Annotated in this window: 12 protein-coding genes, 4 tRNA genes and 1 pseudogene; 12 read left to right on the forward strand and 5 right to left on the reverse strand. The window is 61.6% G+C overall.

The features are described 5' to 3' along the window. Window positions 1–390: 390 nt before the first annotated feature. A complete protein-coding gene (locus tag QMX97_RS27815; protein WP_065904493.1) occupies window positions 391–1782 on the reverse strand; it encodes an aldehyde dehydrogenase family protein in 1392 nt (463 codons plus the stop codon). 103 nt (window positions 1783–1885) lie between these two features. On the opposite strand from QMX97_RS27815, the gene QMX97_RS27820 reads away from it, so the two are divergent. Then, window positions 1886–2755 carry a LysR family transcriptional regulator gene (locus tag QMX97_RS27820; protein ID WP_065904494.1) on the forward strand — a complete coding sequence of 290 codons (870 nt, stop codon included), beginning with the start codon at window positions 1886–1888 and terminating at the stop codon, window positions 2753–2755. Between the two features lie 30 nt (window positions 2756–2785). Here QMX97_RS27820 and QMX97_RS27825 read toward each other — a convergent pair whose 3' ends face one another. Next, window positions 2786–2995 (reverse strand): hypothetical protein, encoded by a 210-nt coding sequence (locus tag QMX97_RS27825; protein WP_017138724.1) that lies wholly within the window; start codon window positions 2993–2995, stop codon window positions 2786–2788. Window positions 2996–3141: 146 nt separating this feature from the next. Continuing rightward, on the reverse strand, window positions 3142–4338 hold the full coding sequence (locus QMX97_RS27830) for an amino acid aminotransferase (RefSeq protein WP_034116881.1): 1197 nt from the start codon (window positions 4336–4338) through the stop codon (window positions 3142–3144). Window positions 4339–4681: 343 nt separating this feature from the next. Here QMX97_RS27830 and uvrB point away from each other — a divergent pair, with 343 nt between their 5' ends. After that, complete coding sequence (gene uvrB / locus QMX97_RS27835; RefSeq protein WP_065904495.1) at window positions 4682–6697, forward strand: excinuclease ABC subunit UvrB; 2016 nt, start codon at window positions 4682–4684, stop codon at window positions 6695–6697. A gap of 840 nt (window positions 6698–7537) precedes the next feature. Here the strand turns inward: uvrB and QMX97_RS27840 are convergent. After that, a complete protein-coding gene (locus tag QMX97_RS27840) occupies window positions 7538–9088 on the reverse strand; it encodes an MDR family MFS transporter (RefSeq protein ID WP_120449195.1) in 1551 nt (516 codons plus the stop codon). Further along, window positions 9078–10124, reverse strand: a complete 1047-nt coding sequence (locus tag QMX97_RS27845; RefSeq protein WP_065904509.1) for an HlyD family secretion protein — start codon at window positions 10122–10124, stop codon at window positions 9078–9080. The genes QMX97_RS27840 and QMX97_RS27845 overlap by 11 nt, the downstream gene beginning before the upstream one ends. Before the next feature lie 183 nt (window positions 10125–10307). On the opposite strand from QMX97_RS27845, the gene gltX reads away from it, so the two are divergent. The 10 genes and pseudogenes from gltX to QMX97_RS27895 form a co-directional block, all read left to right on the forward strand. Next, the gene (gene gltX, locus QMX97_RS27850; protein ID WP_282397961.1) at window positions 10308–11789 is read left to right on the forward strand and encodes a glutamate--tRNA ligase; all 1482 of its coding nucleotides are present in this window, start codon (window positions 10308–10310) and stop codon (window positions 11787–11789) included. A gap of 147 nt (window positions 11790–11936) precedes the next feature. After that, window positions 11937–12012, forward strand: a tRNA-Ala gene (locus tag QMX97_RS27855). Between the two features lie 78 nt (window positions 12013–12090). Beyond that, window positions 12091–12166, forward strand: a tRNA-Glu gene (locus tag QMX97_RS27860). A gap of 50 nt (window positions 12167–12216) precedes the next feature. Continuing rightward, a tRNA-Ala gene (locus QMX97_RS27865) sits at window positions 12217–12292 on the forward strand. Window positions 12293–12371: 79 nt separating this feature from the next. Then, a tRNA-Glu gene (locus QMX97_RS27870) sits at window positions 12372–12447 on the forward strand. Between the two features lie 182 nt (window positions 12448–12629). Then, window positions 12630–13169: a TetR/AcrR family transcriptional regulator gene (locus tag QMX97_RS27875; protein ID WP_065904511.1), complete on the forward strand. Its 540-nt coding sequence runs from the start codon at window positions 12630–12632 to the stop codon at window positions 13167–13169. A 16-nt stretch (window positions 13170–13185) separates the two neighbouring features. After that, the gene (locus QMX97_RS27880; protein ID WP_282397962.1) at window positions 13186–14019 is read left to right on the forward strand and encodes an alpha/beta fold hydrolase; all 834 of its coding nucleotides are present in this window, start codon (window positions 13186–13188) and stop codon (window positions 14017–14019) included. A gap of 41 nt (window positions 14020–14060) precedes the next feature. Continuing rightward, a complete protein-coding gene (locus QMX97_RS27885) occupies window positions 14061–14495 on the forward strand; it encodes a thioesterase family protein (RefSeq protein ID WP_065904515.1) in 435 nt (144 codons plus the stop codon). Window positions 14496–14550: 55 nt separating this feature from the next. Beyond that, window positions 14551–15510: a tRNA-dihydrouridine synthase gene (locus QMX97_RS27890; RefSeq protein ID WP_106803171.1), complete on the forward strand. Its 960-nt coding sequence runs from the start codon at window positions 14551–14553 to the stop codon at window positions 15508–15510. A 481-nt stretch (window positions 15511–15991) separates the two neighbouring features. Continuing rightward, window positions 15992–17175, forward strand: a pseudogene (locus tag QMX97_RS27895) (hypothetical protein); the annotation flags it as partial.

Consider the following 17175-nt stretch of genomic DNA (forward strand, 5'->3'; position numbering starts at 1 on the left):
GGCTTGCCCTGCGTTAGGCTGCGAAGCAGCCCTAAAACCTCACACCACGGTGTGCCTGAAACGATGCGGTGGGATTCATGGGGGCGCTTCGCACCCCAACGCAGGGCAAGCCTGCTCACCACAGCAACCCATTGAGATGGCCGTGATCGGCAACGCCTGTGATGGGTTGGATCTGAAAGGTATGCAGATTCACTACTCAGGCACCAATGCGCAGGCCCAGCAGGCTAATTGTGGTGAGCAGGCTTGCCCTGCGTTGGGCTGCGAAGCAGCCCTAAAACCTCACACCACGGATTTCCTGAAACGATGCGGTGGGATTCATGGGGGCGCTTCGCACCCCAACGCAGGGCAAGCCTGCTCACCACGACAAGCCGGCAGTCGTGCTGACCCGGCTTACTTGCGATCCAGCCAAACTGTCTGCGCATTGCAGAATTCCCGCACGCCGAAGTGCGACAACTCGCGCCCGAAGCCGCTCTTTTTCACCCCACCAAATGCCACCCGAGGGTCGGACACGCTGAACGCGTTGACGAAGATCCCGCCGGTTTCCAGCTGGTTGGCGATCTCCCGCGCCTTGGCTGCGTCAGTGGTAAAGATGCTCGCGGTCAGGCCGAACTCGCTGTCGTTGGCCAGGGCCACGGCGTGGTCGGCGTCGCGGGCGGTGATGATCGAGGCTACCGGGCCGAACAGTTCCTGCTTGAACGAAGTCATCTGGTCGGTGACACCCGCCAGCACGGTCGGCGCGTAGTAGTTGCCGGCACCCGGTACTTTGTCACCGCCCAGCAGCAAGGTTGCGCCTTCTTCCAGGGTGGCCTGGACCTGGCCGTGCAACTCGTCACGCAGGTCGAAGCGTGCCATCGGGCCGACATAGGTGTGGGGCGAGGTCGGATCGCCCATCACCAACGCACGGCTGGCTTCGAGGAATTTCGCGGTGAACGCTTCCACCACGCCTGCTTCGATGATCAGGCGCTTGGCGGCGGCGCAGACTTGGCCGCTGTTCTGGAAGCGACCGATCACGGCAGCCTGCACGGCGGCGTCGAGGTCGGCGTCGTTGAGCACGATGAACGGGTCGGAGCCGCCCAGTTCCAACACGCATTTTTTCAATGCAGCACCCGCCTGGGAACCGATGGCGATGCCGGCACGCACGCTGCCGGTGAGGGTCACGGCGGCGATGCGGGGGTCGGCGATGGCCTTGGACACGCCATCCTGGGTCACGTTGAGCACTTCGAACAGGCCTTCAGCGAAGCCGGCTTTGTCGAACGCAGCTTTCATCAGGTAGGCGCTGCCCATCACGTTCGGCGCGTGTTTGAGCACGTAGGTGTTGCCGGCGAGCATGGTCGGCACGGCACCGCGCAGCACTTGCCAGACCGGGAAGTTCCACGGCATCACGGCGAGGATCGGGCCCAGTGGGCGGTATTCGATCTGGGCGCTGCCATTGTCGACCAGGGTTGGCTCCGGGGCCAGCATGGCCGGGCCGTTGGCGGCGTACCATTCGGCGAGTTGCGCGCATTTTTCGATTTCGGCCCGCGCCTGGGCGATGGGCTTGCCCATTTCCAGGGTGATCATCTGCGCCATGTCTTCGGCTTGTTCGCGCAGGGCGCCAGCCAGGGCCAGCAGCAGCTCGGCACGCTGGCTCACCGGCTGGCGGCGCCAGGTGCGGAATGCACCGGTGGCCCGGTCGAGAGCGGCGTCCAGTTGCGCTGCAGTTTCGTAAGGGTAGCTGCCGACAGTCTCGCCATTGGCGGGGTTGATCGACAGGGCGTGGGTCTGGTGAGAAATAGCGTTCATGGCACCGTCCGGCTGAATAAGTGGAATGAGTCCAGCCTACGGGGCTGCATCTTTTCTGGAAACTGAATAATATTAAGCAATACGTTCACGATTGGAGAATGATTTGGACCTGGTGCAGCTGGAAATCTTCAAGGCCGTTGCCGAGCAGGGCAGCATCAGTGCCGCCGCGCAGGTTATTCATCGGGTGCCGTCGAACCTGACCACGCGCATCAAGCAACTGGAGCAGGACCTGGGCGTGGAGTTGTTTATCCGCGAGAAGAGCCGCCTGCGCCTGTCCCCGGCCGGCTGGAATTTCCTCGGCTACGCGCGACGCATTCTCGATCTGGTCCAAGAGGCGCGTGCCACCGTGGCGGGGGAGGAGCCCCAGGGCGCGTTTGCCCTTGGCTCACTGGAAAGTACTGCGGCAGTGCGCATTCCGGCATTGCTGGCGGCGTATAACCAGAAGCACGCCAAGGTCGAGCTGGACCTGAGCACCGGGCCGTCGGGCACGATGATCGAGGGCGTACTCTCGGGGCGCCTGGCGGCGGCGTTTGTCGATGGGCCGGTGCTGCACGCGACCCTGGAAGGCGTGGCGGTGTTTGAGGAGGAGATGGTGGTGATCGCGCCGTTGCACCACGCGCCGATCACGCGCGGCCAGGATGTGAACGGGGAGAGCATCTATACCTTTCGCTCGAATTGTTCGTACCGGCACCACTTCGAGCGCTGGTTCTCACAGGATGGCGCGGTGCCGGGGCGGATCTTCGAGATGGAGTCGTACCACGGCATGCTTGCCTGCGTCAGCGCCGGTGCCGGGCTGGCGCTGATGCCGCGCAGCATGCTGGAGAGCATGCCGGGGTTTGCGGCGGTGAGTGTGTGGCCGCTTGCAGACTCGTTCCGCATCCTGAATACCTGGCTGATCTGGCGCCGAGGCACGGTGTCGCAGAGCTTGAACAGCTTCGTGAAGCTGCTGGAAGAACGCGTAACCCCTTTGTAGGAGCTGGCAAGCCAGCCCCTACAGGATGTGTCAGCCGCCAAATTGCAGGGTGCCCATGGCCAGCTTGGCCATGATAGCTGTCGCGCCGAGCTGCACCAGCCACAGCGCCAGCCCGCCGAGGAACACCCCCAGGGCCACTTGCAGCACCAGGCTTTTCTGGCGCTTGGCTTGCGGGGCGCGCGGGGTGTAGTCATGCAGTTCGTCGCGGTCGGCGCGCAGGTCCAGGTCGTCGTTTCTCATAAGGCTCTCACAGCAAAGGGGCAGTCAGGGGTCAGTCTAGGGGCTGAGTGCTGCGGCCAGTGAATTTTTTGCAAGCTCGCTCGCCACAGCCAATAAAAAAGGGGAAGCCCATGAATGGCTTCCCCCTCTTCACAGCCGTTTCAGGTTTACAGCACCTGAACAATCGCCTTCGTCACGGCACCAATGTTCGACTGGTTCAACGCTGCCACGCAGATACGCCCGGTATCCAGCGCGTAGATGCCAAACTCGGTGCGCAAGCGGGTGACTTGCTCAACGGTCAGGCCGGAGTAGGAGAACATCCCGCGCTGGCGACCGACGAAGCTGAAGTCGTGGCCCGGAGCAGCCTTGGCCAGTTCGGCGACCATCTGCTCGCGCATGCCACGGATGCGCAGGCGCATTTCAGCCAGTTCGGCTTCCCACTGGGCGCGCAGCTCCGGGTTGTTCAGCACCGCAGCCACAATTGCCGCGCCGTGGGTCGGCGGGTTGGAGTAGTTGGTGCGGATCACACGCTTGACCTGGGACAGGATGCGCGCGCTTTCTTCCTTGGATTCGCTGACGATCGACAGCGCGCCCACACGTTCGCCGTACAGCGAGAACGACTTGGAGAACGAGCTGGACACAAAGAAGGTCAGGCCCGATTCAGCGAACAGGCGCACCGCAGCGGCGTCTTCGTGGATGCCGTCGCCAAAGCCCTGGTAGGCCATGTCGAGGAATGGCACGAGGTTCTTGGCCTTGACCACGTCCAGCACGTTTTGCCAGTCGGCCGGGCTCAGGTCGACGCCGGTCGGGTTGTGGCAGCACGCGTGCAGCACCACGATGGACTGTGGTGGCAGGGCGTTGAGGTCTTCGAGCAGGCCGGCACGGTTCACGTCGTGGGTGGCGGCGTCGTAGTAGCGGTAGGTCTGTACCGGGAAGCCGGCTTTTTCGAACAGCGCCTGGTGGTTTTCCCAGCTTGGGTCGCTGATGGCAACGACAGCGTTGGGCAGCAGTTGCTTGAGGAAGTCCGCGCCGATCTTCAGGGCGCCGGTGCCGCCAACCGCTTGGGCGGTGATGACGCGGCCGGCGCTCAGCAGCGGCGACTCAGCGCCGAACAGCAGTTTCTGCACGGCCTGGTCGTAGGCCACGATGCCGTCGATCGGCAAGTAGCCACGGGCGGCATGTTGCGCCACGCGAATGGCTTCCGCTTCGGCAACGGCACGCAAGAGTGGAATTTTCCCCTCCTCGTTGCAGTAAACGCCCACGCCAAGGTTGACCTTGGTGGTTCGTGTATCGGCGTTGAATGCTTCGTTGAGGCCCAGGATTGGATCGCGTGGTGCCATTTCGACAGCGGAGAACAGGCTCATTTTTGCGGCAGCTCTTTGGGGGAAAGGAGGGACGTGTCGCGCTCCAGCCGAATGCACTAGAGCGGTGCACAAACGGGGAGCTAGTATAGAGGCCATCACCGCCAAGGGCGACAGCCGAAACGGCTTTTCGGCCAAGTTTTTCGGTTTATTTGCCCACCGTTAGTCGTATTGCAACATTGCTCCCGGACGGCAGGTCAGATGATTGCCTTGAAACCCGCCACATTCGCCACCACTTCTACGGCTATCATGGTTTTTTCCTACGGCCCGCTCTGAATCTTCGCGGGTTGTGGTCTTATTCGTCCCCGACGGGTTTACAGTCTGGGGTGACTCCAAGAGGTACGTTATGTCGGATTTCCAACTAGTCACCCGCTTTGAACCTGCTGGCGACCAGCCCGAGGCCATTCGCCAGATGGTCGAAGGCATCGAGGCCGGCCTGGCGCACCAGACCTTGCTCGGGGTGACCGGTTCAGGCAAGACCTTCAGCATTGCCAACGTGATCGCGCAGATCAACCGTCCCACCTTGGTGCTGGCGCCGAACAAGACCCTGGCCGCGCAGTTGTATGGCGAGTTCAAGGCGTTCTTCCCGAACAACGCGGTGGAGTACTTCGTTTCCTACTACGACTACTACCAGCCCGAAGCCTATGTGCCGTCTTCCGATACCTTTATCGAGAAGGACGCCTCGATCAACGACCACATCGAGCAGATGCGGCTGTCGGCAACCAAGGCGCTGCTGGAGCGCAAGGACGCGATCATCGTCACCACGGTGTCGTGCATCTATGGCCTGGGCAGCCCGGAAACCTATCTGAAGATGGTGCTGCACGTCGATCGCGGCGACAAACTCGACCAGCGCGCCTTGCTGCGCCGCCTGGCGGACCTGCAATACACCCGCAACGACATGGACTTTGCCCGCGCCACCTTCCGCGTGCGCGGCGATGTGATTGACATCTACCCGGCCGAATCCGACCTGGAAGCGATCCGCATCGAGCTGTTCGATGATGAAGTCGAGAGCCTGTCGGCCTTTGACCCGTTGACCGGCGAAGTCATCCGCAAGCTGCCGCGTTTTACCTTCTATCCGAAAAGCCACTACGTGACGCCGCGCGAAACCCTGCTGGGCGCCATCGAAGGCATCAAGACCGAGCTGGCCGAGCGCCTCGAATACCTGCGCTCCAACAACAAGCTGGTGGAAGCCCAGCGCCTGGAGCAGCGCACCCGTTTCGACCTGGAGATGATCCTGGAGCTGGGCTACTGCAACGGCATCGAAAACTACTCGCGCTACCTCTCGGGCCGCGAATCCGGTGCGCCGCCGCCGACGCTGTACGACTACCTGCCGGCCGACGCGCTGCTGGTAATCGACGAATCCCACGTCAGCGTGCCGCAGGTCGGCGCCATGTATAAGGGCGACCGTTCGCGTAAAGAGACCTTGGTGGAATACGGCTTCCGTCTGCCGTCGGCGCTGGACAACCGGCCGATGCGTTTTGACGAATGGGAAAGCATCAGCCCGCAGACCATCTTCGTGTCGGCAACGCCGGGCAACTACGAGGCCGAGCATGCTGGCCGTGTGATCGAGCAACTGGTGCGCCCGACCGGCCTGGTTGACCCGGAAATCGAAATTCGCCCGGCGCTGACCCAGGTCGACGACCTGCTTTCGGAAATCACCAAGCGCGTGGCCCTCGAAGAGCGCGTATTGGTCACTACGCTGACCAAGCGCATGTCCGAAGACTTGACCGACTACCTGGCCGACCACGGCGTGCGCGTGCGTTACCTGCACTCGGACATCGATACCGTGGAGCGCGTGGAAATCATCCGCGACCTGCGCCTCGGCACCTTTGATGTGCTGGTGGGCATCAACCTGCTGCGTGAAGGCCTGGACATGCCGGAAGTGTCGCTGGTGGCGATCCTCGATGCCGACAAGGAGGGCTTCCTGCGTTCCGAGCGTTCGCTGATCCAGACCATCGGCCGCGCGGCGCGTAACCTCAACGGTCGGGCGATTCTCTACGCGGACCGCATCACCGGGTCCATGGAGCGCGCGATTGGTGAGACCCAGCGGCGTCGCGACAAGCAGATTGCGTTCAACCTGGAAAATGGCATCACCCCCAAGGGCGTGTTCAAGGATGTCGCCGACATCATGGAAGGCGCCACGGTGCCCGGCTCGCGCAGCAAGAAGCGCAAGGGCATGGCCAAGGCTGCCGAGGAAAGCGCCAAGTACGAAAACGAACTGCGCTCGCCGAGTGAGATCACCAAGCGCATCCGGCAGCTGGAAGAGAAGATGTACCAGCTCGCGCGGGACCTGGAGTTCGAGGCTGCGGCGCAGACGCGTGATGAGATCGGCAAGTTGCGTGAGCGTCTGCTGGCTGTTTGAGGTGTAGCGTCTGGAAGGGCCTCATCGCAGGCAAGCCAGCTCCCACAGTTGACCGCGTTCGCCTGGACGACGCTTTCACTGTGGGGGCTGTATCTGCTCGCTCGGGACCTTGAGTTCGAGGCTACCGCGCAGACGCGTGATGAGATTGGCAAGTTGCGTGAGCGTCTGCTGGCTGTTTGAGGTGCAGCGTCTGGAAGGGCCTCATCGCAGGCAAGCCAGCTCCCACAGTTGACCGCGTTCGCCTGGGCGACGCGTTTAACTGTGGGAGCTGTACCCGCTCGCGCGGGACCTGGAGTTCGAGGCTGCGGCGCAGACGCGTGATGAGATTGGCAAGCTGCGTGAGCGCTTGTTGGCTGTTTGAGGTGTAGCGGTTGGAAGGGCCTCATCGCAGGCAAGCCAGCTCCCACAGTTGACTGCGTTCGCCTGGACGACGCTTTCACTGTGGGGGCTGTATCTGCTCGCTTGGGACCTTGAGTTCGAGGCTACCGCGCAGACGCGTGATGAGATTGGCAAGCTGCGTGAGCGTCTGCTGGCTGTTTGAGGTGCAGCGTCTGGAAGGGCCTCATCGCAGGCAAGCCAGCTCCCACAGTTGACCGCGTTCGCCTGGGCGACGCGCTTAACTGTGGGAGCTGTACCCGCTCGCGCGGGACCTGGAGTTCGAGGCTGCCGCGCAGACGCGTGATGAGATTGGCAAGTTGTGTGAGCGTCTGCTGGCTGTTTGAGGTGTAGCGTCTGGAAGGGCCTCATCGCAGGCAAGCCAGCTCCCACAGTTGACCGCGTTCGCCTGGACGACGCGCTTAACTGTGGGAGCTGGCTTGCCTGCGAAGGCGGCGACTCGGTCTAATGCGCTTCCCCCGCCTTGAGCCCCGCCGGCAACGCCTTGGTCAACAATATCGCCAACATGCTGATCCCCAGCGCCAGCCCGACAAAATGAAACGCATCGTTATAGGCCATGATCTGCGCCTGCTGGTGCGCAATCTCACTCAACTTGCCCAATGCCGCCGTCTCGTTGCCGAACTTCTCGGTCAGCGTCGCCATCCGCTCCGCCACCTGCGGATTGGTCGGCACGATCGCCTCGCGTAGATAATCGAAGTAGGTCTTGGTGCGCGCATCCAGCAAGGTTGCCAGCAGCGCAATGCCGATGGCGCCGCCGAGGTTGCGCAGGATGTTGAACAGGCTCGACGCCGAACCCGCGTCCTGGGGCAGGATGTAGGCGGTGGCGATCAGCGAGATGGTCACCATGATCAGCGGCTGGCCGAGGGCGCGGATGATTTGGATCTGGTTGAACTGGCTACCGGCAAAGTCCGGGTTGAGCACCCCCGAGGAAAAACTCGCCAGGCCGAACAGGCCAAAGCCTAGCGTGCACAGCCACTTGGGCGACACGTACTTCATCAGCTTGGGCACCAGCGGAATCAGGAACAACTGGGGCACGCCCATCCACATGATCACTTCGCCGATCTGCAGCGCGTTGTAGTTCTGGATCTGCGCCAGGTACAGCGGCAGCAGGTAGATCGAGCCATACAGCCCCACACCCATGCCCAGGCTGGAAATGCTCGAGAGGCCGAAATTACGGTTGGCCAGGATACCCAGGTTGATCAGTGGGTTGGGCTTGGACAGTTGCACGATGACAAAGGTGATCAGGCTGAGCAGCGCGACGCTGCCAAGGCTGACGATCAGGCTCGATTCAAGCCAGTCCTTGCGATGACCCTCTTCCAGAAACACCTGCAAACAGCCCAGGCCAATGGCCAGGGTGACGATGCCCAGGTAGTCGGTGCTTTTCAGCAAGTCCCAATTCGACGGCTTTTTCTCCAGGCCATAGAGCAGCCCGGCGATCATCACCAGGCCCGGTGGCACGTTGATGTAGAAAATGTACTCCCAGCCCCAGTTTTCGGTGAGCCAACCGCCGATGGTCGGGCCGATGGACGGGGCGAAAGTGGCCGTCATCGCGAACATCGCCATGCCTTTGGCGCGGTGGTGCTCGGGCAGCTTGATCAAGGTGAGGGTGAACGCCAGCGGGATCAGCGCACCGCCAGTGAAGCCCTGCAAGGCGCGGAACACGATCATGCTTTCCAGGCTCCAGGCCATGGAGCACATCAATGAGGCGATCAGGAAACCCACCGACACCCACACGGCCAGGCGCCGTGCCGAGAGCAGCTGCACCAGCCAGGCGGTGAGGGGGATCATGATGATTTCGGCGACGAGGTAGGAGGTGGAAATCCACGAGCCTTCTTCCAGTGTGGCTGACAGCGCACCCTGGATATCCTTGAGCGACGAGTTGGTGATCTGGATGTCGAGCACGGCCATGAAGGCGCCGAGCATCACGCTCATGACCGCGATCCAGTCGCGCCGGGTCGGTTCGCCGACCGGGCGCAGCAGTTGATCACCGGCCATCGGGCTGGTCTTTGATGTTCACTTTGACGGTGACAGACATGCCAGGGCGAATCTTGCCCTGCAGCGGGTTATCCGGCGCAAACGTGAGCTTTACCGGAATGCGTTGGACGACTTTGGTGAAGTTGCCGGTGGCATTGTCCGGCGGCAACAGGCTGAACTGGGCCCCGGAGGCGGCGAACAGGCTGTCGACCCGCGCCGCGATGGGCGTGTCGCCATAAGCGTCGAAGGTCAGCTCGGCGTGTTGCCCCGGTTGCATATGGCCGATCTGGGTTTCCTTGAAGTTGGCCTGGATCCAGATGTCCTGGTCGGGGACGATTGATAGCAGGTAGGCGCCGGCCTGCACGTATTGGCCATTGCGTGCGGCGCGCTGGCCGACCAGGCCACTGATCGGCGCATGGATTTCGCTGCGGGTCAGGTTGAGTTCGGCCTGGGCAAGGTCGGTCTTCGCGTTGACGATCATGGCGTCGAGGCGCTTGATCTCGGCGTTCAGGGCATTCACCTGCTGGCGCTGGCCCTGCAGATCGGCCTCGGCCATGCTCACCTGGGAGCGGGCGATGTGATTGTCGGCGGAGAGGGTGGTCACGCGTTCTTCCGAGACGTAGCCGGGCCCGCGCAGGGTTTGCGCGCGCGACAAGTCGATCTGCGAGCGCCCCAGGCTGGCCTGGCTGGACGCGACCTTGGCCGCGCCGGCAGCGATCAGGCTGGCTTGCTGGGTGAGCTTGCTCTGCGCCTGGACGCGCTCGGCTTCACGCATGGCCAGGGCGGCGTTGGCGCGGTCGACGGCCAGGTGGAAGTCATCGCCTTCGAGCTTCACCAGCAACTGGCCTTTTTGCACGTGCTCGTTGTCGCCGACCAGCACCTCGACAATCCGCGCGCCCAGTTGGCTCGACACACGGGTGATTTCGCCCTGCACGTAGGCGTTGTCGGTGCTTTCATAGAAGCGGCCCCTGAAGAACCACTGGGCGAAGAAACCCAGGGCAATCAGGGTCACGATAAACACAAAGATAAACAGGCGGCGTTTGAGTGGGGCAGGCATGGGCAGGATGTCTGTAACAAGAGGTAATGGAATATAGCCAGCCGCGCATCTGGCAAATAGCCATGGCACACCTTCAGACCGAAGCTTGGCCACTATGCCCTTGTGCTGGAGCCGGGGTGCCTGGGGCTGTTACCATTCGCCCCTTGTTTCAATTTCAGTTATATCGCCCATTCGAGACCTGCCATGACCACCGTCCGCACGCGCATCGCGCCATCGCCTACTGGGGATCCCCACGTCGGCACTGCCTACATCGCCTTGTTCAACTACTGCTTTGCCAAGCAGCACGGCGGTGAATTCATCCTGCGGATCGAAGACACCGACCAACTGCGTTCGACCCGCGAGTCGGAACAGCAGATTTTCGAGGCCTTGCGCTGGTTGGGCATCACCTGGGCAGAAGGCCCGGACGTTGGCGGCCCGCACGGCCCGTATCGCCAGAGCGAGCGCAGCGACATCTACAAGCAATACACCCAGCAACTGGTCGATATGGGCCACGCGTTCCCGTGCTTCTGCACCGCCGAAGAACTCGACCAGATGCGTGCCGAGCAACAGGCCCGTGGCGAAACCCCGCGCTACGACGGCCGTGCACTGCTGCTGTCGAAGGAAGAAGTGGCCCGCCGCCTGGCCGCTGGCGAGCCGCATGTGATCCGCATGAAAGTGCCGAGCGAAGGCGTGTGCGTGGTGCCGGACATGCTGCGCGGTGACGTCGAGATCCCGTGGGACCGCATGGACATGCAGGTGCTGATGAAGACCGACGGCCTGCCGACGTACTTCCTCGCCAACGTGGTCGACGACCACCTGATGGGCATCACCCACGTGCTGCGTGGCGAAGAGTGGTTGCCGTCGGCGCCCAAATTGATCCTGCTCTACGAGTACTTCGGCTGGGAGCAGCCGCAGCTGTGCTACATGCCGCTGCTGCGTAACCCGGACAAGAGCAAGCTGTCCAAGCGCAAGAACCCGACCTCGGTGACCTTCTACGAGCGCATGGGCTTCATGCCGGAAGCGATGCTCAACTACCTGGGCCGCATGGGCTGGTCAATGCCGGACGAGCGCGAGAAGTTCTCGCTGCAGGAAATGGTCGACAACTTTGACCTGTCCCGCGTGTCGCTGGGCGGGCCGATCTTCGATATCGAGAAGCTGTCCTGGCTCAATGGCCAGTGGCTGCGTGACTTGCCGGTGGAAGAGTTCGCCAGCCGTGTGCAGCAGTGGGCGTTGAACCCTGAGTACATGATGAAGATCGCGCCGCTGGTGCAGGGCAGGGTGGAGACGTTCAGCCAGGTCGCGCCGCTGGCCAGTTTCTTCTTTGCCGGCGGCGTGAACCCGGATCCCAAGCTGTTTGAATCCAAGAAGCTTTCGGGCGACCAGGTTCGCCAACTGATGCAGTTGATCCTGTGGAAGCTGGAAAGCCTGCGCGAGTGGGAGAAGGATGCAATTACCGCGACAATCCAGGCGGTGGTCGAGTCTCTCGAGCTGAAATTGCGCGATGCGATGCCGCTGATGTTTGCCGCGATCACCGGGCAGGCCAGCTCGGTGTCGGTGCTCGATGCGATGGAAATTCTCGGCCCGGACCTGACGCGTTTCCGTCTGCGCCAAGCCCTTGATTTGCTTGGTGGTGTGTCGAAGAAAGAAAACAAGGAATGGGAAAAGCTGCTGGGCGCTATCGCTTAAGCAACGAGCAGTAACGTTAAAACCCCGGTTTTCCGGGGTTTTAACGGTAAGTGATTGTTATCCCGGCAAAAAATTTTGAAAATTGTTGAAAATAAATTTGACAGCCTTTCAAACCGCCATTAAGATTCGCCCCGTCCTCACCGATGAGGGGCTATAGCTCAGCTGGGAGAGCGCTTGCATGGCATGCAAGAGGTCAACGGTTCGATCCCGTTTAGCTCCACCAATTTACAGGTTCAAGGTCTGGCCACACCGTCCTTGAATCGATCAGGTCTCAGCCCTGATCTGTTGTACAGAAGGTTTTGTCCCCTTCGTCTAGTGGCCTAGGACACCGCCCTTTCACGGCGGTAACAGGGGTTCGAGTCCCCTAGGGGACGCCAGTTTCAACAAGCAGTTCGCAAGGCCTGCTGCGTCGCGAGACGAAAAATCCGGGGCTATAGCTCAGCTGGGAGAGCGCTTGCATGGCATGCAAGAGGTCAACGGTTCGATCCCGTTTAGCTCCACCAATTTACAGGTTCAAGGTCTGGCCACACCGGCCTTGAATCGATCAGTACTCAGCACTGATCAGTTGTATAGAAGGTTTGTGTCCCCTTCGTCTAGTGGCCTAGGACACCGCCCTTTCACGGCGGTAACAGGGGTTCGAGTCCCCTAGGGGACGCCACGATTACCCGCTCTGCGGGATTTTTAAGGGTCATTCAATTATTGAATGGCCCTTTTGTTTGTCTGGCGTTTGGCCAATCCTCTTCTCATTCCCCTTCCTGTGTTCTGACCAGCGGTCATGCCTGTCGCTTGCGAAATATTATTATGGTAATAATATTCAACCCATGAAAGACGGAGGCAACGATGAACGATAAAAAAGCGCAAACCCGCGAACGTATTCTGCAAGCCGCCAGCGCCGCGTTGATCCAGCGTGGCCCGGCCGAGCCGAGCGTGGGTGAAGTCATGGGCGCGGCGGGGCTGACCGTCGGCGGTTTCTACGCGCACTTTGAAAGCAAGGACGCGCTGATGCTGGAGGCCTTCACTCAGTTACTGGCCCGGCGTCGTGCATCGATCGACGATATGGATGCACAGCTGACCGGCGAAGAACGCAGGGGGCTGGTGGCGGCGTTTTACCTGTCCCGCAAGCACCGTGACTCAACTGCCCAGGCGTGCCCGATCCCGGCCACCGTCGGCGAGATGGCCCGTTTGCCCGACGCTTTTCGCGATGCGCTGAACGAACACGTGGAGCTGATGGCCGCTCAACTCGCTGCCAGCCCCGAAGACACCGATAAAGCCCTGGCGGACATGGCGCTGATGATTGGTGGCCTGGCCTTGGCCCGCGCGCTGGGGCCGGGTGAGTTGTCGGATCGAGTGTTACGCGCGGCCAAGTCGGCGGTGCGTTAAGGAGAGGGCTTGCAGGATGGGCACATTGACCTGGATTCGTCGCATCAATGGCACGCTGGGGCACCTGGCACCGCACACGGTGGCCAACAAGATGCGTCGCGCCTTCATGACTCCACGCGACCTGCCGCCGCGTGACTGGGAGCTGCCGCTGCTGGCGCAATCGGAGCGCATCACTTTGCGTTTCGGCTTGTCGGCTTTGCGTTGGGGCCAGGGCCCGGCGGTGCTGTTGATGCACGGTTGGGAAGGGCGCCCCACGCAGTTCGCCAGCTTGATCACCGCGTTGGTGGACAACGGCTACTCCGTGATTGCCCTGGACGGTCCCGCCCACGGGCGTTCCCCGGGGCGAGAAGCGCATGTGCTGCTCTTTGCGCGTGCCATGCTGGAGGCAGCGGCGGAACTGCCACCGTTGCACGCGGTGATCGGCCATTCGATGGGCGGCGCCAGTGCGATGCTGGCGGTGCAGTTGGGGCTGCGTACCGAGGCGTTGGTGAGCATTGCCGCGCCGTCGCGCTTTCTGGATGTGCTGCGCGGCTTCACCCAGATGGTCGGGTTGCCGGCGCGGGCGCGTTCGGCGTTTATCCAGGAAGTAGAGCTGACCTTCGGCATGCCGCTCAAGCATCTGGATGTGGCCCACTACCAGATGAATATCCCCGGCCTGATCGTGCACGCCGAAGACGATACCTTCGTGCCGGTCAAGGCATCGCAAGCCATCCATGAAGCCTGGTTCGACAGCCGCCTGCTGCGCCTGGAGCAGGGCGGTCACCAGAAAGTACTGGCCGATCCCCGCGTGATCGACGGGGTGCTGACACTGTTGGCCGGCCGTCGTCTACAGGAGCGGCAAACCGCCTGATACACTGCTCCCCGCCGACATTAATCGACTGGGAGCAAGGCATGGGCTGGGATTTGGCAACGCCGTTTATCATCGATCTGCAGGTCGCCCCTGAAGACATCGACGGCCTCGGGCACGCCAATAACGCGGTGTACGTGTCCTGGCTGGAGCGCTGCGCCTGGCGCCACTCACAGCGCCTGGGGCTGGATCTCACCGAATACCGCCGCCTGGATCGCGCCATGGCCGTGGTGCGGCATGAAATCGATTACCTGGCGGCCGGCTACGAGGGCGACGAGCTGCAACTGGCGACCTGGATCGTCGACTGGGACCAGCGCCTGAAAATGACCCGGCGCTTCCAGCTGCTGCGCCCACGCGATGGCGCCACGCTGTTGCGGGCGCAGACCACCTTTGTGTGCATCGAACTGTCCACCGGCAAGCCCAAGCGCATGCCGCCCGAGTTTCTCGACGGTTATGGCCCCGCCCTGACAGGGGGTTAACGGTTACCGTGGGAAACCCAGTAAACTGCGCCACGATTTTTGTTGAGTGTTTTCCATGCAAATTGCTTTGGCGCCCATGGAGGGGTTGGTCGACAACATCCTGCGGGACGTGCTGACCCGAGTCGGCGGTATCGACTGGTGCGTGACCGAGTTCATCCGCGTCAACGACCGCTTGCTCACCCCGGCGTATTTTCACAAGCTCGCTCCGGAACTGCTGCACGGTGCCCATACCGCTGCCGGCGTGCCTCTGCGCGTGCAGTTGCTCGGCTCGGACCCGGTGTGCCTGGCGGAAAACGCCGCGCTCGCCTGCGAGTTGGGCTCGCAGGTCATCGACCTGAACTTCGGCTGCCCGGCCAAGACCGTCAACAAGTCGCGTGGCGGGGCGGTGCTGCTCAAGGAGCCGGAGCTGCTCAACCAGATCGTCGAACACGTACGCCGCGCTGTTCCCGCGCATATTCCGGTCACTGCCAAGATGCGCCTGGGTTTCGACAGCCCGGACGGCGCACTGGTCTGCGCAACCGCCCTGGCCGAGGGCGGCGCGGCGCACATTGTGGTGCATGCGCGGACCAAGACTGATGGTTACAAGCCGCCTGCGCACTGGGAGTGGATCCCTCGCGTGCAGGACGTGGTCAAGGTGCCGGTGTTCGCCAACGGTGATATCTGGAGTGTCGAAGACTGGCGGCGTTGCCGGGAAATCAGCGGCGTCGAAGACATCATGCTCGGTCGCGGCCTGGTTGCGCGTCCTGACCTGGCACGCCAGATCGCCGCGGCACGCGCAGGTGAGGAAGTGGTGGAAATGACCTGGGCGCAACTGCAGCCCCTGCTTCAGGACTTCTGGACCCAATCGGTAGCGCAACTGACCGAGCGGCAGGCACCGGGGCGACTGAAACAGTGGCTGGCGATGTTGACGCGCAATTACCCGGAAGCGGTGGCACTGTTTACCGCCCTGCGCCGCGAAACTGAACTTGACCAGGTCAGCCGTTTATTGGGGATGAGTCCTGCGGTTGCCGCCTGACCCCGGAAATTGTCTGCCTGCATTTCAAACGAATGCTCCTTATCGAAAGATAAGGAGCATTTTTGCGTTTTAATACGTTTAAACGTTACCGCTGAAATATTCTGACAGTCACTGTCGTTATTCGAGTTGATAAACCAACCCGTGGAGTGGGGGTATGCCTGTACGCGTGAACTATCACAGGCATTCGTTTGAAAGTACGGTTAATTATGTCGCTGAGTGACAGGTCTCTCGGTTTATAAGTGCATATGTCTGTCGCGAGAAGGTGCGGGCACGATAAATCACGGCTGGCTCCAGGTGGCGATGAGGCAAAGTCTGAAAGTTTGCTTTTCTTTCCTTATGTGAGGCGCGATTTGTGGAACTCGATAGCGTCAGTTTCCACGAATTAGGGGACTGAGATGCAACGCGGTTGTATTCAGCCTCTATAAATCCTATCGCTGTCCCAGGTGTTCACCGCCTGGCTGCGCTGACTAAGGAATTTGATATGTCTTTCTCGATTAATAATTCGCCCTATGTAAAGTTCGATACAACTCCCCAAGACCCACAAACGCCCACACTCCCAAAAAGCGCTGCAACACTCTCTACACCGGCGACTGATTCAAAAGTTATCCCGCCGGCTACCCAGCAAGATATTACCCGAGGGCCGCAGGGCGAAATGATGATTAACGCCCGCGCGCTTTCAAAGTTATTTGACATGCTTGAACAAGTCTTCAAAGCCATGCGCGAAATGCTGTCGGGGAAAGATGTAACTCCCGACCTCAAGGCCGCTTCCGATACGGCGGCCAAAGCCAAGGTCAAGCCGGATGCCGCGCCTAACGACAAAACGAGTACGGATTCAAGCGCGTTGCCGAAAGTTGCGCCGAATGCAGCAGACCAGCCAAAAGTGAAACCAGAGGCGACCCCGCAGCCGAAGGTGGCGCCCGACGCGGCAGACCAGCCCAAAGTGAAACCAGAGGCGAACCCGTTGCCGAAGGTGGCGCCCGACGCGGCAGAGCAGCCAAAAGTGAAGGCAGAGGCGAACCCGTTGCCGAAGGTAGCGCCCGATGCGGCAGAGCAGCCAAAAGTGAAGGCAGAGGCGAACCCGCAGCCGAAGGTGGCGCCCGACGCGGCAGAGCAGCCCAAAGTGAAGGCAGAGGCGAACCCGTTGCCGAAGGTGGCTCCCGACGCGGCAGACCCGCTGAAAGTGAAGCCTGGGGCGAACCCGTTACCCAAGGTCTCGCCAGATGCTGCAGAGCAGCCAAAGGTCAAAATAGATGATGGCGGGCTGAGTGTGATTACGCCTAAAGCCATTCCGGGCGTTCTACCTCCGTTTCCCCAACCCGATGTCAAAGTTACCAACAATGCCAATGCGCAGGTGAAAGTGGAGGTCAATGTCAACCATTGTCACTGCCCTGACACCCGCTCCGAGCATGACAAAGGCGTGCGGCCGCCGCTCACGCCCCAACCCAAGCCAGACGCTGCGCCACAGCCACCGCTCACGCCCCAACCCAAGCCAGACGCTGCGCCGCAGCCACCGCTCACGCCCCAACCCAAGCCAGACGCTGCGCCGCAGCCACCGCTGACGCCCCAACCCAAGCCAGACGCTGCGCCACAGCCGCCGCTCACGCCCCAACCCAAGCCAGACGCTGCGCCACAGCCGCCGCTCCCGCCCCAACCCAAGCCAGCCGC

Origin of the sequence: Pseudomonas sp. PS01298 (genome assembly GCF_029959745.1) — a bacterium.
Lineage (GTDB): Bacteria > Pseudomonadota > Gammaproteobacteria > Pseudomonadales > Pseudomonadaceae > Aquipseudomonas > Aquipseudomonas aylmerensis.